The sequence below is a fragment of the Cellulosimicrobium sp. MI9406 genome, from assembly GCF_040595865.1.
In the GTDB taxonomy this organism is placed as follows: domain Bacteria; phylum Actinomycetota; class Actinomycetes; order Actinomycetales; family Cellulomonadaceae; genus Cellulosimicrobium; species Cellulosimicrobium funkei.
Window position 1 is genome coordinate 480,420 of sequence record NZ_JALIZI010000002.1, and the last position, 21,064, is coordinate 501,483.

General features: G+C 75.1%; 20 protein-coding genes. 6 read left to right on the top strand and 14 right to left on the bottom strand.

The window, feature by feature from the left end; all coding sequences use genetic code 11:
* Positions 1-43: 43 nt before the first annotated feature.
* Genes MT994_RS05190 through MT994_RS05215 form a run of 6 tightly spaced genes read left to right on the top strand, consistent with a single transcriptional unit; the run spans position 44 to position 4,546 of the window.
* The gene (locus MT994_RS05190) at positions 44-1,045 is read left to right on the top strand and encodes a metal ABC transporter substrate-binding protein (RefSeq protein WP_354805396.1); all 1,002 of its coding nucleotides are present in this window, start codon (positions 44-46) and stop codon (positions 1,043-1,045) included.
* Positions 1,042-1,872 (top strand): metal ABC transporter ATP-binding protein, encoded by an 831-nt coding sequence (locus MT994_RS05195; protein ID WP_354805398.1) that lies wholly within the window; start codon positions 1,042-1,044, stop codon positions 1,870-1,872. Before MT994_RS05190 ends, MT994_RS05195 begins: the two co-directional genes overlap by 4 nt.
* Positions 1,869-2,837, top strand: a complete 969-nt coding sequence (locus MT994_RS05200; RefSeq protein ID WP_076405529.1) for a metal ABC transporter permease — start codon at positions 1,869-1,871, stop codon at positions 2,835-2,837. Before MT994_RS05195 ends, MT994_RS05200 begins: the two co-directional genes overlap by 4 nt.
* Positions 2,834-3,226: a transcriptional repressor gene (locus MT994_RS05205; protein WP_009864106.1), complete on the top strand. Its 393-nt coding sequence runs from the start codon at positions 2,834-2,836 to the stop codon at positions 3,224-3,226. The genes MT994_RS05200 and MT994_RS05205 overlap by 4 nt, the downstream gene beginning before the upstream one ends.
* 3 nt (positions 3,227-3,229) lie before the next feature.
* A complete protein-coding gene (locus MT994_RS05210) occupies positions 3,230-3,838 on the top strand; it encodes a hypothetical protein (RefSeq protein WP_354805399.1) in 609 nt (202 codons plus the stop codon).
* 30 nt (positions 3,839-3,868) lie between these two features.
* Complete coding sequence (locus MT994_RS05215; RefSeq protein WP_354805400.1) at positions 3,869-4,546, top strand: alpha/beta hydrolase; 678 nt, start codon at positions 3,869-3,871, stop codon at positions 4,544-4,546.
* Between the two features lie 30 nt (positions 4,547-4,576).
* Here MT994_RS05215 and MT994_RS05220 read toward each other — a convergent pair whose 3' ends face one another.
* The 14 genes from MT994_RS05220 to MT994_RS05285 all read right to left on the bottom strand — a co-directional run bounded on the left by MT994_RS05220 (position 4,577) and on the right by MT994_RS05285 (position 20,987).
* Positions 4,577-4,951, bottom strand: coding sequence for a VOC family protein (locus MT994_RS05220; protein ID WP_354805402.1), 375 nt, complete (start codon positions 4,949-4,951; stop codon positions 4,577-4,579).
* A gap of 68 nt (positions 4,952-5,019) precedes the next feature.
* Entirely contained in the window at positions 5,020-5,823 is an 804-nt protein-coding gene (locus MT994_RS05225) for an isoprenyl transferase (RefSeq protein ID WP_085387710.1), read from the bottom strand.
* Positions 5,823-6,641: a DNA repair protein RecO gene (gene recO / locus MT994_RS05230; protein WP_061266734.1), complete on the bottom strand. Its 819-nt coding sequence runs from the start codon at positions 6,639-6,641 to the stop codon at positions 5,823-5,825. The genes MT994_RS05225 and recO overlap by 1 nt, the downstream gene beginning before the upstream one ends.
* Positions 6,642-6,695: 54 nt before the next feature.
* Positions 6,696-7,268: a TetR family transcriptional regulator gene (locus tag MT994_RS05235; RefSeq protein ID WP_086151097.1), complete on the bottom strand. Its 573-nt coding sequence runs from the start codon at positions 7,266-7,268 to the stop codon at positions 6,696-6,698.
* A gap of 120 nt (positions 7,269-7,388) precedes the next feature.
* A complete protein-coding gene (locus tag MT994_RS05240) occupies positions 7,389-8,099 on the bottom strand; it encodes an ABC transporter ATP-binding protein (RefSeq protein WP_163186969.1) in 711 nt (236 codons plus the stop codon).
* Positions 8,096-9,217 carry an ABC transporter permease gene (locus MT994_RS05245; protein WP_354805404.1) on the bottom strand — a complete coding sequence of 374 codons (1,122 nt, stop codon included), beginning with the start codon at positions 9,215-9,217 and terminating at the stop codon, positions 8,096-8,098. The genes MT994_RS05240 and MT994_RS05245 overlap by 4 nt, the downstream gene beginning before the upstream one ends.
* 120 nt (positions 9,218-9,337) lie before the next feature.
* The gene (gene leuA / locus MT994_RS05250; protein ID WP_043651760.1) at positions 9,338-11,119 is read right to left on the bottom strand and encodes a 2-isopropylmalate synthase; all 1,782 of its coding nucleotides are present in this window, start codon (positions 11,117-11,119) and stop codon (positions 9,338-9,340) included.
* Positions 11,120-11,350: 231 nt separating this feature from the next.
* Positions 11,351-13,591 carry a hypothetical protein gene (locus MT994_RS05255; protein WP_354805406.1) on the bottom strand — a complete coding sequence of 747 codons (2,241 nt, stop codon included), beginning with the start codon at positions 13,589-13,591 and terminating at the stop codon, positions 11,351-11,353.
* Positions 13,592-13,761: 170 nt separating this feature from the next.
* Positions 13,762-15,414 carry a PQQ-binding-like beta-propeller repeat protein gene (locus tag MT994_RS05260; RefSeq protein WP_354805407.1) on the bottom strand — a complete coding sequence of 551 codons (1,653 nt, stop codon included), beginning with the start codon at positions 15,412-15,414 and terminating at the stop codon, positions 13,762-13,764.
* 82 nt (positions 15,415-15,496) lie between these two features.
* On the bottom strand, positions 15,497-17,095 hold the full coding sequence (locus MT994_RS05265; RefSeq protein ID WP_354805408.1) for a prolyl oligopeptidase family serine peptidase: 1,599 nt from the start codon (positions 17,093-17,095) through the stop codon (positions 15,497-15,499).
* 76 nt (positions 17,096-17,171) lie between these two features.
* Positions 17,172-18,122 (bottom strand): GTPase Era, encoded by a 951-nt coding sequence (era, locus tag MT994_RS05270; protein ID WP_074809742.1) that lies wholly within the window; start codon positions 18,120-18,122, stop codon positions 17,172-17,174.
* A complete protein-coding gene (locus MT994_RS05275; RefSeq protein ID WP_354805410.1) occupies positions 18,119-19,453 on the bottom strand; it encodes a CBS domain-containing protein in 1,335 nt (444 codons plus the stop codon). Before MT994_RS05275 ends, era begins: the two co-directional genes overlap by 4 nt.
* Positions 19,450-19,902, bottom strand: coding sequence for an rRNA maturation RNase YbeY (ybeY, locus tag MT994_RS05280; protein ID WP_021482948.1), 453 nt, complete (start codon positions 19,900-19,902; stop codon positions 19,450-19,452). The genes MT994_RS05275 and ybeY overlap by 4 nt, the downstream gene beginning before the upstream one ends.
* Positions 19,899-20,987, bottom strand: coding sequence for a PhoH family protein (locus MT994_RS05285; protein ID WP_021482947.1), 1,089 nt, complete (start codon positions 20,985-20,987; stop codon positions 19,899-19,901). Before MT994_RS05285 ends, ybeY begins: the two co-directional genes overlap by 4 nt.
* Positions 20,988-21,064: the final 77 nt, after the last annotated feature.

A 21,064-nucleotide genomic window follows, 5' to 3' on the forward strand; every position in this document is an offset into this window, starting at 1 on the left:
ACGGTTTTGACATTCATTCTCAAGAAGGCGGAGACTGGTGGTCATGCACCGCTCCCCCGCCCGGCGCCGTCGCGCCCTCGCCACCACCGCCGCCCTCGCCACGGCCGCGCTCGTCGCGTCCTGCTCCCCCGGCGACTCCCCCGGGGACGGCGGCTCGGGAGGAGGCGGCGACGACGGCCGGCTCCAGGTGCTCGCGTCGTTCTACCCGCTCCAGTACGTCGTCGAGCAGGTCGGCGGGGAGCACGTCGACGTCGCGAACCTCACGCCGCCCGCGGCCGAGCCGCACGACCTCGAGCTCGCACCCGCGCAGGTCCGTTCGATCGGCGACGCCGACCTCGTCGTCTACCTCTCGGGGTTCCAGCCCGCGGTCGACGAGGGCATCGAGCAGCGCGCCCCCGAGCACGTGGTCGACGCCGCGGCGTCGGCCGGGCTCGAGGAGCACCCCGGCGGCGAGGGCGAGCACGCCGACGAGACCGCGGAGGAGCACGCCGAGCACGCGGACGAGTCCGGCGACGGTCACGACCACGGCCCCACGGACCCGCACTTCTGGCTCGACCCGACCCGTCTGGCCGCGGTGGGCGACGCCGTCGCCGACGAGCTCTCCGCGCTCGACCCCGACCACGCCGACGACTACGCGGCCGGTGCCGCCGCCCTCACCGCGGACCTCGACGACCTGGACGCCGAGTTCGCCGAGGCGCTCGCCCCGTGCGCGGGCGCGACGCTCGTCACCTCCCACGAGGCCTTCGGCTACCTCGCCGAGCGCTACGACCTGCACCAGGTCGGGATCTCCGGGATCGACCCCGAGGCGGAGCCCTCCCCCGCGCGCCTGCGCGAGGTGGGCGAGGTCATCCGCGAGAACGGCGTGACCACGCTCTTCTTCGAGACGCTCGTCAGCCCCAAGGTGACCCAGACGCTCGCCGACGACCTCGGCGTCCGGACCGCGCTGCTCGACCCGCTCGAGAGCCTCGCGGAGGGCGCGACGGACTACCGTGAGGTCATGGAGTCCAACCTCGAGGCGCTCACGTCCGGCCTCGCGTGCGCATGACGGACGCACCGGAGCTGATCGCCGCGCGCGAGGTCCACGTGACCCTCGGCGGGAGCGAGATCCTGCGCGGCATCGACCTCTCGGTCCGCGCGGGCGAGGTCGTCTCGCTCCTCGGCGCGAACGGGTCGGGCAAGTCGACGCTGGTCCGCGCGCTCGTCGGGATCGTGCCGCTCTCCCGCGGCTCCGTCGACCTGTTCGGCGCGCCGCTCGGCCCGCGGCTGCCGTGGCGGCGGCTCGGCTACGTGCCGCAACGCGTGAGCGCGCCCTCGGGCATGCCGTCCACCGCGTCGGAGGTCGTCGCGTCCGGGCTCCTCGGCGGCGGCCGTCTCCGGCTCCCGCGCGGGTGGCGCGATCGCACGGTCGAGGCGCTCGAGCTCGTGGGCCTCGCGGACCGCGCCGACGACTCGACGGCCGAGCTCTCGGGCGGGCAGCAGCAGCGCGTGCTCATCGCGCGCGCCCTCGTGCGCCGGCCCGACCTGCTCGTGCTCGACGAGCCCGTCGCGGGCGTCGACAAGCCGAGCCAGGAGGCGTTCGCCGCGACGATGACGCGCCTCGTGGGCGACGGCCTCACGGTCCTCGTGGTGCTCCACGAGCTCGGGGCGCTCGCCCCGCTCGTCGAGCGCGCGGTCGTCCTGCGCCACGGGCGGGTCGTGCACGACGGCGCCCCGCCCCGCGCGTCGTCCACGCACGCGGGCGCGACGCACCAGCACCTGCACCCGCACGAGCCCGTCGACGGCGACACCCGTCCCGCGGGCCCGGAGACGGGCCTCACCGACACCCTGAACCCCGACCTCTCCGCAGGCCACGCACCCAGGACGGCCTCATGACCACCCTGTTCTCCGAGATCTCCCTGCTGCTCACCGACCCGCTCATGCAGCGCGCCCTCCTCGCGGCGCTGCTCGTCGGCGTCAGCGCCCCCGTCGTCGGCACGTACCTCGTGCAGCGCAAGCTCTCGCTGCTCGGCGACGGCATCGGGCACGTCGCGCTCACGGGCGTCGCGCTCGGGTGGCTCGTCGGCGCGGCGATGGGCGTCGTGCCGAACGACGCGCTCGCGATCCCCGGCGCGGTCGTCGCGGCGGTGCTCGGCGCGGTCGCGATCGAGCTCGTGCGCGAGCGGGGCCGCACGAGCGGTGACCTCGCGCTCGCGCTCCTGTTCTACGGCGGCATCGCGGGCGGCGTCCTGCTCATCGGCCTCGCGGGCGGCTCCTCCGGCAGCCTCATGCAGTACCTGTTCGGCTCGATCTCGACGGTGACGTCGTCGGACCTCGTCCTCACGGTCGTCCTCAGCGCGGTGATCCTGCTCGTCGGCGTCGGCCTGCGGGCCGCGCTGTTCTCGGTGAGCCACGACGAGGAGTTCGCGCGCGCGTCGGGCCTGCCCGTGCGCACGCTGAACATCGCCGTCGCCGTCGTCGCCGCGCTCACCGTGACCGTGTCGATGCGGGTCGTCGGGCTGCTGCTCGTCAGCGCCCTCATGATCGTGCCCGTCGCGGTCGCCCAGCTCGTCACGCGCTCGTTCCGCCGCACGATGCTCGTCGCCTCGGTCGTCGGGGTGGTCGTGTGCGTCGTCGGGCTGTCCTTCACGTACTGGAACAACGTCTCGCCGGGTGCGACGATCGTGGTCCTCGCGATCGCGACGTACCTCGTCGTCGCCGCGCTGCGACCCCTGTGGGTCCGCCGGCGGCCGCGCGTCGCGCGGGACCCGCACCCGGACATCCCCGACGACGTCGAGCTCGACCTCGTACCCTCGGGGTCGACCCACCGCACCACCGGAGGTGACCCGTGCAGCGCATGACCCGCCAGCGCGCCGCCGTCTCGGACGCGCTGGAGGACCTGGAGGACTTCCGCAGCGCGCAGCAGCTCCACGAGATCCTGCGCACGCGCGGCGACAACGTGGGGCTCGCGACCGTCTACCGCACGCTGCAGAGCCTCGCGGACGGCGGCGACGTGGACGTGCTGCGCACCGAGGAGGGCGAGAACCTCTACCGCCGGTGCGAGCGCCGCGAGCACCACCATCACCTCGTGTGCCGGGCGTGCGGCCGGACCGTCGAGATCGACGGCCCGACGGTCGAGGCCTGGGCCAACCAGGTCGGCACCTCGCACGGGTTCGTCGACATCCAGCACACCATCGAGCTGTTCGGCACGTGCGCGGGCTGCGCGCGGGCCACCGCCGTCCAGGACTGAGCGGTGCCCGACGCGCTGGACGGCGCCCCGTTCGCCGCGCTCTTCGCCTTCTTCTTCGCGATCGCGTTCGTGCGGACGCAGGCGACCTACTGGATCGCGCGCCTCGTCACGACGTGGACGCTCGACCGCACGCGCCCCGTCAAGCCGTGGGTCGCGCGCGTCCACGCCTGGCTGTCCGGGCGGTCGGCCGCACGCGGGATCGAGACCGTGCGGCGGTGGGGCGTGCTCGCGGTACCCGCGTCGTTCCTCGCGACCGGGACCAAGACCGTGATCAACGCCGCCGCGGGCGTCGTGCGCATGCCGTTCGGGCGCTACCTCGCGGCCATGATCCTCGGGTGCGCGGTGCACGCGACGATCTACGCGACCGTCGGGTGGGCGGTGTGGACCGCCGCGTTCGCCGCCGCGACGGGCTCGCCGACGGGCGTCGCGGTGCTCGTCGCGATCGTCGTCCTGGTCGTCGTGGCGGTGCTCCTCATGGTCCGCCGTCGGGCCGCCCGGGCGGGCGCCGACGCCGCGGTCGTGCCGACCGGCGCGCCCGCCGGCGACGTCCCTGCGCTGGACGGGCAGGCGACGCTCCCCCGCGACGAGGACGCGCCGCGCACCGACCGATGAGATGACGGGTCCCGGACCGTCCGAACCCCCATGACGACGTTCCTCCTGCTGCCCGGCGCCGGCGGCGACCCCGCGTACTGGGACCTGCTCGTCCCGGAGCTCGACCGGCTCGGCCACCGGCCGGTCGCCGTCGACCTCCCCCAGCACGACGAGGGCCACGGCTGGGCGGACCTCACCGACGTCGCGGTCACGGCGCTGCACCGGGCGACGGCCCCCGCCGAGCGGGACGACCTCGTGGTGGTCGCCCAGTCCATGGGCGCGTACGTCGGGCCGCTCGTGTGCGAGCGCGAGGCGGTCCGCCTGCTCGTGCTGCTCAACCCGATGATCCCGCGACCGGGCGAGAGCGGGGGCGACTGGTGGCGGGCGACGGACCACGCCGCGCGCCGTGCCGCCACGGGCCTGGGCCCGTTCGACCCCGTGGACGACTTCTTCCACGACGTGCCGGAGCCGGTCGCGGCCGTCGTGCAGCGCAGCGACCGGCAGCCGTCCGAGCGGTCCTTCGCCGAGCCGTGGCCGGCCCGCGCGTGGCCCGCCGTGCCCACGGTCGTGCTGCAGGGCGACGACGACCGGCTCTTCCCGCCGCCGTTCCAGCGCGCCGTCGCGCGCGAGCGGCTCGGTGCGGAGGTCGAGACGATGCCCGGCGGCCACCTCGTGGCGCTCAGCCGCCCGGCCGAGCTGGCCGCCCGGCTCGACGCGCTGGCCCGCTGACGGGCCGCCCCGACGGGACGACCGCCCGCCTCAGCCGACGCTCGTCGGCTCCTCGGGCGCGCCCACGCAGAACTGGTTGCCCTGCGGGTCGGCCAGCACCGCCCAGCGGTACCCGGGGACGGTGTGCTCGCCGACGAGCGTCGCGCCGTCCGCCACGAGCGCCGCGACGTCCGCCTCGCGGTCGGACGTGCCGAGGTCCAGGTGCAGCCGGTTCTTGCCGGGCGTCGGGTCCTTGACGCGCTGGAACCCGAGGACCGGAGCCGTCACCCCCTCGGCGGGCACGACCTCGAGGAACCACCCGTCCGCCTCGTCGACGAGCCGCCCGCCGAGGCGGCGCGCCCACCACTGGGCGAGCGGCCGCGGGTCGGTGGAGTCGACGGTCACCATGCCGATGCTCAGAGTCATGCCGCGCACGCTACCGGCCGCCTCCCACGGCGTCCCGGCGACAGGGCGCGCGCCGCCCGCGCACGACGTCAGGCCGTGCCGTCCGCCGTTCCGCCCACCGCGTCGACCGCGCCGCCGTAGCGGCGGTCGCGGCGCGCGTACTCCTCGACGGCGCGCCACAGCGAGCGGCGGTCCACGTCGGGCCAGGGCTCCGGGAGGAACACGAGCTCCGCGTACGCGGCCTGCCACAGCATGAAGTTCGACGTGCGCTGCTCGCCCGAGCTGCGCAGGAACAGGTCGACGTCCGGCAGGTCGGGCTCGTCGAGGTGCTGCTGGACGGTCCGCTCCGTGACCTTGCGCGGGTCGAGCCGCCCGGCGGCGACCTCGCGCGCGATGGCGGCCGCGGCGTCGGCGATCTCGGCACGACCCCCGTAGTTGACGCACATCGTGAGCGTGCAGACGTCGTTCTGCTTCGTCTGCTCCTCCGCGACCTCGAGCTCCTTGATCACGGACGCCCAGAGCCGCGGACGACGCCCCGCCCACCGCACGCGCACGCCCCACGAGTCCATCTCGTCGCGGCGACGCCGGATCACGTCGCGGTTGAAGCCCATGAGGAAGCGGACCTCATCGGGCGAGCGCTTCCAGTTCTCGGTCGAGAACGCGTACGCCGACACGTGCTTGACGCCGATCTCGATGGCGCCCGCGACGACGTCGAGCAGCGCCGCCTCGCCGGCCTCGTGGCCCGCGGTGCGCGGCAGCCCGCGCGCGTTGGCCCAGCGGCCGTTGCCGTCCATGACGACGGCCACGTGGTTCGGCACGAACTGCGCCGGGATCGCCGGGGGCCGCGCCCCGCTGGGGTGCGGGAACGGCGGCTGGTACGTGCGCCGCGCCATCAGGCGTCCGCCCCGGCGCCGGCGCGCGGGTCCGCGGAGGCGGCGGCCTCGTCGGCGTGCGGGACGGCGGGGACGTGCGGGGCGGGAGCGTCCCGCTCCACCATGCGCAGTGATCGCAACGTTCTCTCCAGGTGGTATTGGCTGTACGCGGCCACGAGGCCGCTCGCTTCCTTGCGGTGCCGGGCGTCCGACGCGTCGGCCGCGTCCCACTCCCCCGCGAGCAGCGCGGCGAGCAGGGCGAAGGTCTGGGGGGCGGGCGCCGTCGAGCCCGGCGGGCGGCAGCGCGAGCACACGGCCCCGCCCTGCGCGACGGCGAACGCGTGGTGCGGGCCCGGCTCGCCGCACCGCGCGCAGTCGACGAACGACGGCGCCCAGCCCGCCACGGCGAGCGCGCGCAGGAGGTAGGAGTCGAGCACGAGCCCCGGCGCGTGCGCGTGCTCCGAGAGCGCCCGCAGCGCGCCCGCGAGCAGCCAGTACTGCTGCACGGCGGGCTCGCGCTCGTCGGCGACGAGCCGCTCCGCCGTCTCGAGCATCGCGGCGCCCGCCGTGTACAGGCCGTAGTCCTCGCAGATCCGGCGCGCGTACGGTCCGATCGTCTCCGCCTGCGTCACCGTGTCCAGCGACCGGCCCGCGTAGAGCTGGACGTCCACCAGCATGAACGGCTCGAGCCGCGCGCCGAACCGGGACGACGTGCGGCGCACGCCCTTGCCGACGGCGCGCACCTTCCCGTGCTCGCGCGTCAGGAGGGTGACGATGCGGTCCGCCTCGCCCAGCTTCTGGGCGCGCAGCACGATCGCGTCGTCTCGGTAGAGCACCACGCCCCTATTGTCCGTCACGCCGCCGACACGGCGCGCACCACCCGCCGACGGCGGTCACGCGGGCGCGAGGCACCCGAGGACCGCGCGGACCCGGGCGAGCGTCGTGCCCGCGTCCTCGCCGGCCTCGACCTGGCGGGCCGCGGCGAGCACCACGGCGTTGACGAGCTCCGCGGAGCGCGCGGCGTCCGGGACACCGAGCTGCTCCAGGGCCTCGACGAGCGGCACGAGGATCGTCGCGTGCATCGCGGCGCTCTGCTGGGCGAGCGCCTCGCGGCCCGCCTCGGCGCGCAGGGCGGCGACGACGGCGTGCTCGCCCTCGGCCACGAGGAGCAGGTTCTCGCGCGCGTAGGCGACGATCGCGTCCTCCGGCGACGCCGCGGTGGCCACCGCGGCGGTGATGCGCGCGGACCACCGCGGCACGACGTCGGCGACGACCGCGTCGAGCAGCTCCTCCCGCGACCGGAAGTACTGGTAGACGCTCGACCGGGCGAGCCCGGCCCGCGCCGCGACCGCCGCGAGCGTGAGCCCGCTGCCGTCCTCGCGGATGAGGTCGCGCGCGGCGTCGAGCAGGGTCCGGAGCTGTGCCGCGCGGTGCTCGGCCACCGTCGGGGCGGCGATCTTGGGCACGAGGGTCCTCCTTCCCGGAGCGCTCTGCGGAGCGCTCCCCCGGGAGCGCGACGGCCCCCGGCCGGACCATCATGCCCGACCGGGGGCGGTGGAGCGGCCTCCCGGAGCCGCCCGCCGACGTCAGCCGGCCACCGCGGGCAGCCCGAGCCGCCCGTCGACCATCTCGACGACCCGGTGGCAGTGCTCGAGCACGTCGTGGTCGTGCGTGACCATGAGCGCCGCGGCGCCGTAGGCCTCGACCTCGCGGGCCAGCAGGCTCACGACCTCGTGGCTGCGGGCCCGGTCGAGCGCCGCCGTCGGCTCGTCGACGAGGAGCAGCGCGGGGCTCGCGACGAGCGCGCGGGCGATCCCCACGCGCTGCCGCTCGCCGCCCGAGAGCTGGTCCGGGCGCCGGTCGGCACGGTGGCTCATGGACACCGAGCCCAGCAGCTCGCGGGGGTCGCGGGCACGGGGGTCGCGCTCGTCGATCCCGGCGACCCGCAGCGCGAGCCGGAGCTGGTCGACGCTCGTGAGCGCCGGGAGGAGGTTGCCGGACTGGAAGACGAAGCCGATGCGCTCGCGCCGCAGCCGGGCCCGCTCGCGGTCGTTCGTCGCGCCGAGGTCGACCCCTTCGAGACGGACGGTCCCGGAGTCCGGCGCCGTGAGCGCACCGGCGACGGCGAGCAGGCTCGACTTGCCGGAGCCCGAGGGCCCGACGACACCGACGAGCTCGCCCGCGGCGACGCTCAGGCTGACCTCGTCGAGCGCGACGACCGTGGTGTCGCCGTCGCCGTGGCGGACGGTGACCCGGTCGATCTCGAGCACGGGCGTGGCGGGGGTGGTGGTGCTCATCGCTGCCCTCCCAGGGCGGTCAGGGGGTCGACGGAGGTGACGCGCGCGACGGCGACGGCCGCTCCGGCCATGCCGAGGACGAAGAGCAGGACGCCGGCCAGCACGAGGTCGGGGGCCTGGAGCGCGAACGGCATCGGCGACGCGCCGAGGCCCGCGCCCGCCGCGACACCGAGGGCGAAGCCCACGCCGATCGAGGCGAGCAGGAGCACGGCGGCCTGGCCGAGGGAGTCGGCGAGCAGGAAGCGGCGCCGTGCCCCCATGGCGCGCATCACGGCGATCTCGTGCCGGCGCTGGATGACCCACACGGTGAAGAACGCCCCGACCACGAGCGCCGAGATGGCGTAGAGGAACACCTGGATGAGCAGGAGGGTCGCGGTCTCGGCCGTGTACCCGGGCGAGGCGTCGAAGGACTCGGTGAGCGTGCGCGTCACCGTGCCCGACGCCGCGTCGGCAGCCTCGCGGTCGAACGACCCGGGATCGGTGCGCAGCGCGACGGCGGTCGCGACGTCCGGCACGTCGGCTCCCGGCTGCTCGGCCCCGGCGAGGAGCTCCTGCCACGTGCCGAGCGGGAGGTAGGCGATGTCGACGTGGCCGAACGTGTGCTGGTCCTCGAGGACGCCCACGACCGTGAGCGTGCGCTCCGGGCGCGCGAGGGCAACGGTGTCGCCGACGGCGAGGCCGTCCTCGGCGGCGGTCGCCGAGACGACGATGCCGTCCGCCGCCCCGACGGCGTCGCCCTCCGCCATCGCGGCCGGGGCCACGAACGATCCGGGCTCGACGCCCACGAGGGTGAGGTCGACGGGCGAGCCGTCCTCCTGGTGCGCGTTCGCCAGGAGCAGGCCGTACGGGGCGGCCTCGAGCACGCCCGGCTGCCCGGCCATGGTGCCGACCTGGTCCGTCTCGATGACGGAGCGCGTGAACGCAGCGTCCGTCCCGGTGCCCTCGGCGAAGGCGAAGTCGGTGACGGGCGTGCGCTTGAGGCCGGAGACGCCGTCGTTGACGAGGCCGGCGGACAGCCCGGAGAGGAGGACGACGAGGACCGCGACCAGCGCGACGACACCGCCCATGAGCAGGAAGCGGGTGCGCGCGAAGACGAGCTCGCGCAACGCGAGGAACATGAGGAGCCTTCCAATGTTGTCGACAGTGCGTCGGCATCTTACCAACATGGTGTCGACAAAACGCCGACGGCCCGGACGACGAGGTCGTCCGGGCCGTCGGTGAGATCGGCGGGAAGGCGGTCAGCCCTGGGCACGCTCCGCGCGGTTCACGGCGGACACGATGGCCTTGAGCGAGGCGGTCGTGATCGACGGGTCGATCCCCACGCCCCACAGGACGTCGTCGCCCACCTGGCACTCCACGTACGCCGCGGCCGTGGCGTCCCCGCCCTCCGAGAGCGCGTGCTCCGCGTAGTCCAGGACGCGGACGTCGACCCCCACCTGCGCGATCGCGTCGACGAACGCCGCCACCGGGCCGTTGCCCGTGCCCTCGAGCGTCAGCTCCTCGCCGCGGTCGAGGACGTCGACGCTCAGGGTGTCGGGGCCGTCCTCGCTCGACGACGCGCGCGTGGAGCGCAGCTTGAGCCGGCCCCACGGCTCCAGGCCGGAGCCGGGCTCGACGGGCAGGTACTCGTCCGAGAAGAGGCGCCAGATGTCCTCGCCGGTGACCTCCGTGCCGTGCGCGTCGGTGTGCTGCTGCACGGACTGCGAGAACTCGATCTGCAGACGGCGCGGCAGGTCGAGGTGGCGCTCCGACTTCAGCAGGTAGGAGATGCCGCCCTTGCCGGACTGCGAGTTGACGCGGATCACGGCCTCGTACGAGCGGCCGACGTCCTTGGGGTCGATCGGCAGGTACGGGACGGCCCACGTGATGTCGTCCACCGTGGCACCCTCCGCCTCCGCACGGACGGCCATCGCGTCGAAGCCCTTCTTGATGGCGTCCTGGTGCGAGCCGGAGAACGCCGTGAAGACCAGGTCGCCCGCGTAGGGGTGCCGCTCGGGGACGCCGAGCTGGTTGCAGTACTCCACCGTGCGGCGCACGTGGTCGATGTCGGAGAAGTCGATCTGCGGGTCCACGCCCTGGCTGAACAGGTTCATGCCCAGCGTGACGAGGCAGACGTTGCCGGTGCGCTCGCCGTTGCCGAACAGGCAGCCCTCGATGCGGTCCGCGCCCGCCTGGTAGCCGAGCTCGGCGGCCGCGACCGCCGTGCCGCGGTCGTTGTGCGGGTGCAGCGACAGCACGACGTTCTCGCGGTGGTGCAGGTGCCGGTTCATCCACTCGATCGAGTCGGCGTAGACGTTCGGCGTCGCCATCTCGACCGTGGCGGGCAGGTTGATGATCACCTTGCGGTCGGGGCGAGGCTCGAAGACCTCGAGCACCTCGTTGCAGATGCGGGCCGCGAACTCGAGCTCCGTGCCGGTGTACGACTCGGGCGAGTACTCGTAGTAGACCGTCGTCTCCGGGACGGTCTCCTCGAACTTCTTGCACAGCCGCGCGCCGTCGACGGCGATCGCGATGATGCCGTCCTCGTCCGAGCGGAACACGACCTCGCGCTGCAGGACGGACGTCGAGTTGTAGAGGTGCACGATCGCCTGCTTCGCGCCCTTGATCGCCTCGTACGTGCGGGCGATGAGGTGCTCGCGGGACTGCGTGAGGACCTGGATGACGACGTCGTCCGGGATGCGGTCCTCCTCGATGAGCATCCGCACGAAGTCGAAGTCGGTCTGCGAGGCCGAGGGGAAGCCGACCTCGATCTCCTTGTAGCCCATCGCGACGAGCAGCTCGAACATGCGCAGCTTGCGCTCCGCGTTCATGGGCTCGATGAGGGCCTGGTTCCCGTCGCGCAGGTCGACGGCGCACCAGCGGGGCGCGGTCTCGATGCGCTTGTCCGGCCACGTGCGGTCGGGCAGGGAGACGTCGATCTGCCGGTGGAACGGCAGGTACTTGTGGATCGGCATGCCCGACGGCTGCTGCGGGTTCGGGTCCGCGGCGGTGGGCGTCGAGGTGGGGGCGGAGGCGTTCATCGTCGGTCCTTCGGGGTCGTCCTGATCGGTGTCAGCCGGCACACCAACCACCGCGACGAGGAACCGGCTACAGGGCCTCGCCGCGGCAACGAAGGAGGAGCTGCCGCATCAGGTGCACGACGCCACTGTACTCCTCCGCCGTCCGCGCGCCCGGGACGTCCGCTCCTCGGGCACGGCGTGGGTGCGCCCGGCCGGCCCTCGCGCGGAGGGCCGACCGGGCGCCGGGGTGCGTCAGCCGCGTCGCGAGCGCAGCGCCGCGTCGACCGCAGGGTCACCGAGGTTGCCGAGCCACTCGAGCAGCGCCGGGTACGTCGACGGGTTCGCCGCGACCTGGGGCCGCAGGTGCGGCGCGTCCTGGACGATCTGCGCCAGGACCTCGAGCGGCGTGCCCGGGTCGAGCGCCTGGGCCGCGGTGAAGCCCGCCGGCTGGGCCGGCGGGGCGTACGACGGCTGCTGCGCCGCGGGCTGCTGGGCGTACCCCTGCTGGCCGTAGCCCTGCGGGTCGTACCCCTGCGGCGCGTAGCCCTGCTGCCCCGGCCCGGAGGACGCGTAGCCCTGCTGCTGGCCGTAGCCCTGCTGGGGGTACCCCTGGCCGGGCTGCTGGGCGGTCGGCTGCGGGCCGGTGCCCGGCTGCTCCTCCTGGTAGGCGGGCAGGACCGCCGTCGACGGGCCCTCGTCGGGCGTGAGGCCGGGACGCGCGGCGTACCCGCTGCGCTCCGGCTCCGCCGGCTGGACCGGGAGCACCTCGGTCGCGTCGGACCCGGCGGCGAACCGCCGGTCCGCCGCCTGCTGCGTCGGGACGGGACCCGTGTGCCCGGCCGGCGGGTAGGCGCCCGTCGGTCCGGTGGCCGGGTAGGCGCCCGTCGGTCCCGTGGCCGGGTAGGCGCCCGTGCCCGGGTAGGCACCCGAGTGCCCGGTCGTCGGGTGCGCGCCGGTCGGCGGGCCCGCAGGCGCGGGCCGGGCCGGCTTGGGGGGCTTCGGCGCGGGCGGCTCCCACACGTAGGCGCGTGCCGCCTCCGCCCCGGTGGCCGCGGGCACGGGGCGGTGCTCGGCGAAGTACGCACGGACCTCGCGCGGGACGGTGAGCGCCCCGACGACGAGCAGCGGGAGGCCGAAGGCGAGCAGCACGTGCTCCACGCCGCCGCCGAGCACGACGCGGTTCGAGGTCACGACGAGCAGCACGATGCCGAGCAGCGCCACGACCCCGGCGCCGCCGAGCGCGAGCGGGCGCCCGGTGGCGGCGTCGCGAGCGAGCGAGCGGCGCGCGACGAACGCGACGGCGGCCGCGAGGACACCGACGATCACCGCGAGGACGACCGGGACGCCGCGTGCGCCGTCGGCCAGGGTGAGCACGGCGCTCACGGCGACGTAGCCCGCGACGACGAGCACGAGGTCGAGGGCGTTGACGGCCACGCGCACCCAGGTGGTCACCGGGTCCGCGGCAGCCATCGCGCGGTGCACCGCGGGCGCCGCGGCGACGGCCGCGAGCGCCGGGACGAGCACGAGCCCGAACCGGCCGCCGTGCGTGCTCTCGATCGTCACGAGCCCGTTGTTGCCCGAGCCGAGGACGAACCCGACGGCGAGCATGACGCCCAGCCCGACGAGCGTGAGGCGCGCGGCCTCGGACCGGCGCCACGTGCCGTACGTCGGCAGCCCGGCGAGCGCGAGGACGAACACCGCGGCCACGATCACCAGCAGCACGAACAGGGCGCCGCCGAGGCGCGTGCCGGTGGCGGTGAGGATCACCGTGAGCAGCACGGTGAGGGCGAGGAGCGCCGCGAGCGCGAGGAGCGCCTGGAGCCACCGGTCGGTGACCGCGCGGTCCTGGTCCTGCGGCCCGAGCTCGCTCTCGCGCGGCTGCGCCGCGAGGAGCGCGCCCGCGAGGCCGAGCGCGGCGGCGGAGCCGACCCCGCCCCACCCGTCGGCGAGGTCGCCGCCGCCCACGACGTCGACCACGAGGTAGACGAGCACGAGCAGCACGTACGGCGCGTTGGCCAGCAGACGGACCGTGCGCGTGGTGTGCACGGTCCAGGTCGTCGGGAGCACGCCCGTGCGCGCGAGGTACGGCAGCGCGAGCGTCAGCAGCGAGAGGATCGTCAGCAGGACGACCTCGATCTTGTCCGACGCGCGGCTCGACACGTCCCACGGCAGCGCGAGGGAGACGAGGAGCAGCAGCGCGGCGACGCCGTCGCGCACGTAGTCGCTCACCGGGATCCCGGCGAAGGGCGACGCGGTGGCGGTCGCCGTCGGGGTCCCGCCGGTCTCGCGGGCGGAGCGCGTGTGCTTCTCCGTGCCCGTGTCCGCGGCTCCCGCCGCGTCCGGGTCCGACCCTGCCGAGCCCGTCGCACCGTCCGGTGCGCGCTCGGCCGTGGAGTCCCCGTCACCCGCCGTGACGCCCTGGGGCGCCGGGGTCGGCCCGGTGCCCGCAGCACCGGGCTGCGGGTCCTCGGCCGGCTCTGTCTGGTTGGTCATCGTGCACTCCCTACGCTGTCGCGCGGTGCCGGTCGCACGCACGCCGGGCCGAGGGGCCCCGACCGTTTCTACCGGTTCATCACGTGCGGCTCAAGCGCCCACGCGGCCCGGGGCCACCATCCGGACGGTGGCGGCGGCGACGCCGGAGGGCGTCGCGCCCGCCCGGCACCTCACGAGACCGCCGTCAGCCCGCCGGTCCCGAGGAGGAAGAGCCGGCCCTCGACCGCGAGCACGTCGTAGGTGCCCGCGGGCAGCGTCCAGCGCCACTCGACCGCCCCGTCGTCGAGCGCGATCGACACGAGCCCTGGCTGGCGGCGCTGCCGCTCCGTGACGAACAGCGACCGGCCGTCGGTGAGCACCGGCCCGGGGCCGCCGTCCTCGAGCGTGACGGCCCACTCCTCCTCGCCCGTGCGGGCGTCGACGCTGCGGTAGGCCGAGTCCGTCTGGACGACGACGCGGCCGTCGACCCGCGCGACGGCGCGCATGCCCGTGCCCGGCAACGACCACAGCTCCGACCCGGTCGCGGCGTCCACGCCCACGATGCTGCCGAACGTGTTCGTGACGATGACGCCCGGCGCGGACCCGTCCGACAAGGGCGCCTCGAGCACGCGGCCGGAGATCCGGAACGCGGGCTCGCCCGCGGCGGTGAACACCGTGGCGGTGCCGCGGCCGTACTCGTTGCCGACGTAGCGCCCGTCCTGGAGCCGGACGATGGTCCACACGTCGTCCTCGACGAGCGACAGGCCGTCCTCCGTGAGCGCCGCCGCGACGCCCGGCGCAAGGACGTCGACGACGCCGCGGCGCACGTCGAGCACGACGTCGCCACCGCTCCCGAGGCCGTCGTGCGCGAGCGTGCGCTCCCACCGCACCTCGCCGGTCGCGGCGTCCTCGCGCACCACCGCGACCTCGTCGCCGCGCCACCACGCCCGCACGACGTCCGTCGCGCCGACCGGCACGACGGACAGCCGCCCCGCCGTCGCGGCCGTGCGCTCCCCCACGACCTCGCCGGTCGTCGCGCGCACGGTGGTGAGCCGGGCCGCCTGCTCGCGCCACCCCGTCGGCACCGCGCACACCACCACCTCGCGCGCGGGCTCGCCCGAGGCCGGCAGGCACGTGGCGCGGTCGCCGAGACGCTCGGACCGCCAGAGGACCGAGCCGTCCGCGACGGAGTACGCCGTGAGCGACCCGTCGACGGTCACGACGGCACCGACCGCGGGGACCACCTCGGTGCCGGGCTCGACGGGGACCGACCAGCGCGGCTCGGGCGGGTCCTCGAGCGGCCGCAGCCCCCCGGCGAGCGCGGTGACGTCGACGGGCCGCGCGTCCTCCATCGACGAGGTGAAGGCGACGGAGCCGGCGAACGCGACGGCGACCGCGAGCGCCACCCACGGGACGGGGTGCAGGAACCAGCGGCGCCCGGGCGCACGCACCTGCGGGGACTCGCCGCCCCCGGCGGACCGGGACGGCCGGGGCGCGCCGGACCGCGCGGGGCCGGGCATGCCGGGGGCCGTGGGCGGGCGCTCGTCCTGGGGGCGCGACAGGGGCAGCACGTCGCGGGCCGCCCGGTCGTGGTGCCCGCTCCGCGTGGCGGGCGGACCGTCCTCGTCCCGGGGTCGCGGCCCGTCGGGCGGACGGCGGACGGGCGCCTCGGCGGGGCTCGCGAGCGCGGCGTCCAGGGCGGCGTCGAACCGGTCGTCGGACCGCAGCTCGGGCGGCAGGAGCTCGAAGCCGCCGACCGCCGTCCCGGCACCGTCCGTCGTCGGCTCGTGGGTGACGTACCCGGCACGAGCCGCCCGGTCCTGCGCGAGCCGACGGCGCCTCACCCGTCCACGATACGCACGCCCGTCGGGCCGCGCCGGGCGAGCGGCGGGACCGCCACGCCCGGACGACGGCGCACGAGCAGGGTCAGATGCCGAGCTGGTAGACGCCCCAGTACGCGAGGATGACGAGCAGGACGGTGGACCCCGCGATCACGCACCACAGCATGACGCGGGGGGTCACGCCCCGCGCGACCTGCAGCACGCTCCCGCCCTCGTCCGCGGCGACCACCTCGTCGGTGCCCGGGCGCTCGTCGTGCGCACGGCGCGCGGAGCGGACCTCGGCGGCCCGGTTGACCAGCAGGGCTCCCGCGACGAGCGTCGCGAGCCCGACGAGCCGCACCCCGACCCAGCCGCCCTGCACGACCCACGCGTCCTTCTCGTAGTCGAGCGCGAGCCGCGCGGTGGCGACGAGGTAGACGACGAGCGCGACCGTCGTCGCGAACGCGCCGACCCCGAGCCCCACCAGCGGCACGCGGAAGCCGGGCGCGAGACCGGCGGGCGCTCCGGGCCGGCCCGCGACCCGTCGCAGCCGGCGCACGAGGCCCCCGACGAGGCCGACGAGCGGGCCGAGCACGAGCAGCCCGACGGCGGCGAGGACGAGGGCGACGAACAGGTCGCCGTTGCCCAGCCAGCGCGGCGACGGGACCGGCCCGGCGAGGTACTGCTGCGTGGGCTCGGCGCCCGCGACCTGCGGCAGCGCGGCCGCGCTCGCGGGCAGCGACGTCACCCACGCGCTCACGTCGCGCGGGAAGCCGGGCACGAGCACGTCGTCGATCTTGATCCCGTGGTTCGCGTCCGCGTAGTACCGCACGGTGACGTCGGCCCCGCCCGGCACCTGCGACGACGGCCCCGTGGCGTCGAGGATCTGCCGCGCCCCCTGCTCGACGGGCATCGACGGGTCCGCGGTGCCGTAGACGACCAGCACCGGCTGGGTGAGCCGCTCGAGGAACGGCTCCACGTCGAAGTCGGCGTACTCGAAGCCGCCGCCGGGGATCGCCATCCCGACGGCGCGCGGGATGGCCCGGAACACCCCGTGGGGCACGTCGGTGTTGCGCAAGTAGCTGTCGACCGCGAACGCGGCCTGCTGGCGCGGCGGCACGACCGGCGCGGACACGAGGACGGTGAAGGCGATCGTCGGGTCGTCGGCCGCCATCACGGGCACGATCCACGTGCCCTCGGACTCCCCGTACAGCCCCACGCGCTCCGGGTCGACGCCGGGACGCGCCCGCAGGAGGTCCACGGAGTGCGCGTAGTCGCGCGCCATCGCCTCGTAGTCGCGGTGCCGCGTCGTGTAGGTGTCGAGCCGCTTGTCCGGGACGAGGGTCACGACGCCCGCGCTCGCGAGGTCGGTCGCGACGTCCACGAACGCCTCGGACGCCAGGCCGGTCCCCGCACCGTGCACGAACACCATGCCCGGGAGGTCGTCGCCCGCGTCGACGGGCTCGCGCAGCACGCCCCCGACGGTCGCGCCGTCGAGCCGGACCGTCACGTCGGTCTCGCGCACGTCGTAGGTGCCGACCGGGGCGGCCCCGCCGGACGGCTGCCCGCCGACGGTCGTGTCGGGCGTCTCGGGGACGAGGTGCTCGGTCACGGGCACCGGGTCCCACTGCGGCCCGGTGACCGCACCGACGATCGCGAGGACGATCGCGAGGGCTGCCGTCGTCGCGGCGGTCCGGAAGATCACCGAGGAATCGTACGCCGCGGGCCGCCGGCCGGTCCCTGGTGCCCTCCCGACGGCGGCACGGGGGACGTCCCCCGGGTCAGAACCCGAGCCGGTGGAGCTGCTTGGGGTCGCGCTGCCAGTCCTTGGCGACCTTCACGTGCAGGTCGAGGTAGACGCGCGCGCCGAGCAGCGCCTCGATGCCGTGCCGCGCGCGCGTCCCGACCTCGCGCAGGCGCGAGCCACCGCGGCCGATGACGATCGCCTTCTGCGAGTCGCGCTCGACGAAGAGGTTGACGCGCACGTCGAGCAGCGGCGGCCGGCCCGTGGCCTCGTCGCCGCTGCCCTCGCGGGGCACGATCTCCTCGACCTGGACCGCGAGCGAGTGCGGGAGCTCGTCGCGCACGCCCTCCAGCGCCGCCTCGCGCACGAGCTCGGCGACCATGACGGCCTCCGGCTCGTCCGTGAGCTCGCCGCCGGGGTAGAGCTCGGGGCCCTCGGGCAGGTGGGAGACGAGGACGTCGGTGAGCACGTCGACCTGGTAGCCGTCCTGGGCCGAGACGGGGACGATGTCGGCCCAGCCGCCCGTCGCCTCCCCCAGCCGGTCGACCGCCAGCAGGTGCGCGGCGAGGGTGCCGCGGTCCACGAGGTCGGCCTTCGTGACGACGGCGACCACGGGCGTGCCGCGGCGCCCGCGCCTGAGCTCCGCGAGCTCGTTCGCGATGAAGCGGTCGCCCGGGCCGATCTTCTGGTCGGCGGGCAGGCAGAACGCGATGACGTCGACCTCGGTGAGGGTCTCGCGCACGAGGTCGTTGAGACGCTCGCCGAGCAGCGTGCGGGGGCGGTGCAGCCCCGGGGTGTCGACGAGGACGAGCTGCGCGTCGGGGCGGTGCACGATCCCGCGGATCGTGTGGCGCGTCGTCTGGGGGCGCCCGGAGGTGATCGCCACCTTCTGGCCGACCAGCGCGTTCGTCAGGGTCGACTTGCCCGCGTTGGGCCGCCCGACGAGGCAGGCGAAGCCGGAGCGGTGCTCGGGGGTGGTCGTGCTCACGGGGTGTCCTTCACGGTGGGGAGGGGCTGACGGGTGTCGGCCGCGGGGTCGGGCTCGTCCGGCGCAGGGACCGGAGCGTCGGGCGAGGTCGCCGTGGAGACGAGGACGGTCGCGAGCTGCTTGCGGCGGCCCTGGACGCGGTCGGCCTCGAGGCGCAGCCCGTGGACCTCGGCCACGGAGCCGGGCAGCGGGACCTTGCCGAGCGCCTTGGCGAGCAGGCCGCCCACGGTGTCCACGTCGTCGTCGTCCAGGCCGAGGCCGAAGAGCTCGCCGAGCTCGTCGACGCCGAGGCGGGCGGGCACGCGCAGGACGCCCTCGCCCAGGTCCTCGACCTCGGGCTCCGGCCGGTCGTGCTCGTCCGTGAGCTCGCCCACGATCTCCTCGAGCGCGTCCTCGATCGTCACCAGTCCCGCGACGCCGCCGTACTCGTCGACGACCATCGCGATGTGCGAGGACGACGCCTGCATCTCGCGCAGCAGGTCGTCCACGGGCTTGGACTCGGGCACGAAGATCGCGGGGCGCGCGACCTCGCCCACGGGCCGCCCGTCGGTCCCGGGACCGCCCTGCAGGACGCGCACGACGTCCTTGAAGTAGGCGACGCCCACGAGGTCGTCCGCGGACGTGCCCGTGACCGGGATGCGGGAGAAGCCGGAGCGCAGGAAGAGCGAGAGGGTCTTGCGCAGGGGCGTGTCGCGCGACGTCGTCACCATGTCGGTGCGGGGCACCATGACCTCGCGCGTGAGGGTGCTGCCGAGCTCGAAGACGGAGCGGATGAGCTCGCGCTCCTCCTCCTCGATGACCTCGGACTCGTTGACGCGGTCCACCATGTCCTGGAGCTCGCGCTGGTGGGCTCCCTCGTCGGGCGCCGGGGCGAGCCGCGTGAGCCAGCGCGTGGCCCCGACGACGACCGTGAGCAGGCGCGACAGGCTCAGCAGGACGCGCACCGCGTGGCGGCGGCCGAGGGACCGCGGGCTCACGCGCACCACGAGGAGCCCGACGACGACGCTCACCGCGAGCGCGACGAGCAGGACCTGCCACCACGGCTCCAGCCACGCCGCGACGAGCAGCGTGAGGCACGTGACCGCCGCGACCTCCGCGACGACGCGCACGAAGCCGACGGAGCGGACGGTCGCCGCCGGGTCCGCGAGGAGCGCCAGCGCCCGACGCCCCTCCGGGCGGGCGGGCACGGCCGGGTCGTCGCCCAGGGCGGCCTCCGTGACGGCCGCCCGCGTCACGCGCAGCACCGCCGCCTCGCCCGCGCTCAGCGCGGCCGCGAGCACGACCGTCAGGACGGTCAGGGCCGCCAGGAGCGCGACGGGTTCGCCGCTCACCGGCCTGCGAGGAAGGTCAGGAGCAGCTTGCGCTGCAGCGCGAACATCTCCTTCTCCTCCTCCGGCTCGGCGTGGTCGTAGCCGAGCAGGTGCAGGATGCCGTGCGTCGTGAGCAGCAGCATCTCCTCCGCCGTCGAGTGACCCGCCGTCACCGCCTGCTGGGCGGCGACCTCCGGGCACAGCACGACGTCGCCGAGCTGGCCGGGGCCGGCGACCTCGCCGTCGCGCCCGGGCCGCAGCTCGTCCATGGGGAACGACAGCACGTCCGTCGGGCCGGGCTCGTCCATCCAGCGCACGTGCAGCTCGCTCATCACGTCCGTGTCGACGAAGAGGATCGACAGCTCGCTCTGCGGGTGCACGCGCATCGCGTCGAGCACGTACCGTGCCAGCGCCGCGAACTCGGCCTCGTCGACCTCGGCCTCGGTCTCGTTGTTGACCTCGATGCTCACGCGTCGTCCCTCGTCCGTCGTTCTCGTGCCGCGGGGCGTCCGCGGCGGTCGTCGTCGCGGCGGCGCGACCCGGAGCTCCCCGAGCCCCCGCCGCTCGCCAGGTCCCACCGCGCGTACGCGTCGATGATGTCGCTCACCAGCCGGTGCCGCACCACGTCGGACGACGTGAGCCGGCAGAACTCGACGTCGTCCACGCCGGTGAGGACGTCCTCGATGACGCGCAGGCCGGACTGCGTGCCGCCCGGCAGGTCGACCTGCGTCGCGTCGCCCGTGATGACCATGCGCGACCCGAAGCCGAGGCGCGTGAGGAACATCTTCATCTGCTCGGTGGTCGTGTTCTGCGCCTCGTCGAGGATGATGAACGAGTCGTTGAGGCTGCGCCCGCGCATGAACGCGAGCGGCGCGACCTCGATCGTGCCGGCCTCGATGAGCTTGGGGATCGAGTCCGGGTCGATCATGTCGTGCAGCGCGTCGTACAGCGGGCGCAGGTACGGGTCGATCTTCTCCGTCAGCGAGCCGGGCAGGAACCCGAGGCGCTCCCCCGCCTCGACGGCCGGGCGCGTGAGGATGATGCGGTTGACCTGCTTCGACTGCAGCGCCTGCACGGCCTTCGCCATCGCGAGGTACGTCTTGCCGGTGCCCGCGGGGCCGATCCCGAACGTGATGGTGTTCGCGTCGATCGCCTCGACGTAGCGCTTCTGCCCCACGGTCTTGGGCCGGATCGTGCGGCCGCGGCTCGACAGGATGTTGAGCGTCAGCACCTCGGCCGGGCGCGACGCCGTCGCGGCGGTGAGCATCGCGATGGACCGCGTCACGACGTCGGCCGTGAGCTGGGTGCCGGCCTCGACGACCTCGACGAGCTCGTCGAGCAGGCGCGCGGCGAGCGCGACCTCCCCCGGAGGGCCGGCGACCGCGATCTCGTTGCCCCGCACGTGCACGTCGACGGCGGGGAACCCCTCCTCGACGGCCCGGAGCACGGAGTCGCGGCTACCGAGGAGCGCCACCATCGGCACGTGGTTCGGGATGACGATGCGGTGCTCGACCCGGTGCGACGAGGGGTCGGGTTCTCGGGACAGAGAGGTCATGAGCCGGCTTGCGCCGCTGCGCTCCTTCGGTCGGGCAGTGGGTCCGGGACGGCCACCGCCCCGCAGATCGCTTCCAT

Excerpts from the sequence above, each read along its gene's own strand:
- leuA (WP_043651760.1), bottom strand. The coding sequence starts at position 11,119 with ATGAACGCCTCCGCCCCCACCTCGACGCCCACCGCCGCGGACCCGAAC.
- MT994_RS05245 (WP_354805404.1), bottom strand. The coding sequence starts at position 9,217 with ATGTTCCTCGCGTTGCGCGAGCTCGTCTTCGCGCGCACCCGCTTCCTG.
- MT994_RS05190 (WP_354805396.1), top strand. The coding sequence starts at position 44 with ATGCACCGCTCCCCCGCCCGGCGCCGTCGCGCCCTCGCCACCACCGCC.
- MT994_RS05255 (WP_354805406.1), bottom strand. The coding sequence starts at position 13,591 with ATGACCAACCAGACAGAGCCGGCCGAGGACCCGCAGCCCGGTGCTGCG.
- MT994_RS05215 (WP_354805400.1), top strand. The coding sequence starts at position 3,869 with ATGACGACGTTCCTCCTGCTGCCCGGCGCCGGCGGCGACCCCGCGTAC.
- MT994_RS05285 (WP_021482947.1), bottom strand. The coding sequence starts at position 20,987 with ATGACCTCTCTGTCCCGAGAACCCGACCCCTCGTCGCACCGGGTCGAG.
- MT994_RS05240 (WP_163186969.1), bottom strand. The coding sequence starts at position 8,099 with ATGAGCACCACCACCCCCGCCACGCCCGTGCTCGAGATCGACCGGGTC.
- MT994_RS05205 (WP_009864106.1), top strand. The coding sequence starts at position 2,834 with ATGACCCGCCAGCGCGCCGCCGTCTCGGACGCGCTGGAGGACCTGGAG.
- MT994_RS05200 (WP_076405529.1), top strand. The coding sequence starts at position 1,869 with ATGACCACCCTGTTCTCCGAGATCTCCCTGCTGCTCACCGACCCGCTC.
- MT994_RS05225 (WP_085387710.1), bottom strand. The coding sequence starts at position 5,823 with ATGGCGCGGCGCACGTACCAGCCGCCGTTCCCGCACCCCAGCGGGGCG.
- MT994_RS05195 (WP_354805398.1), top strand. The coding sequence starts at position 1,042 with ATGACGGACGCACCGGAGCTGATCGCCGCGCGCGAGGTCCACGTGACC.
- MT994_RS05220 (WP_354805402.1), bottom strand. The coding sequence starts at position 4,951 with ATGACTCTGAGCATCGGCATGGTGACCGTCGACTCCACCGACCCGCGG.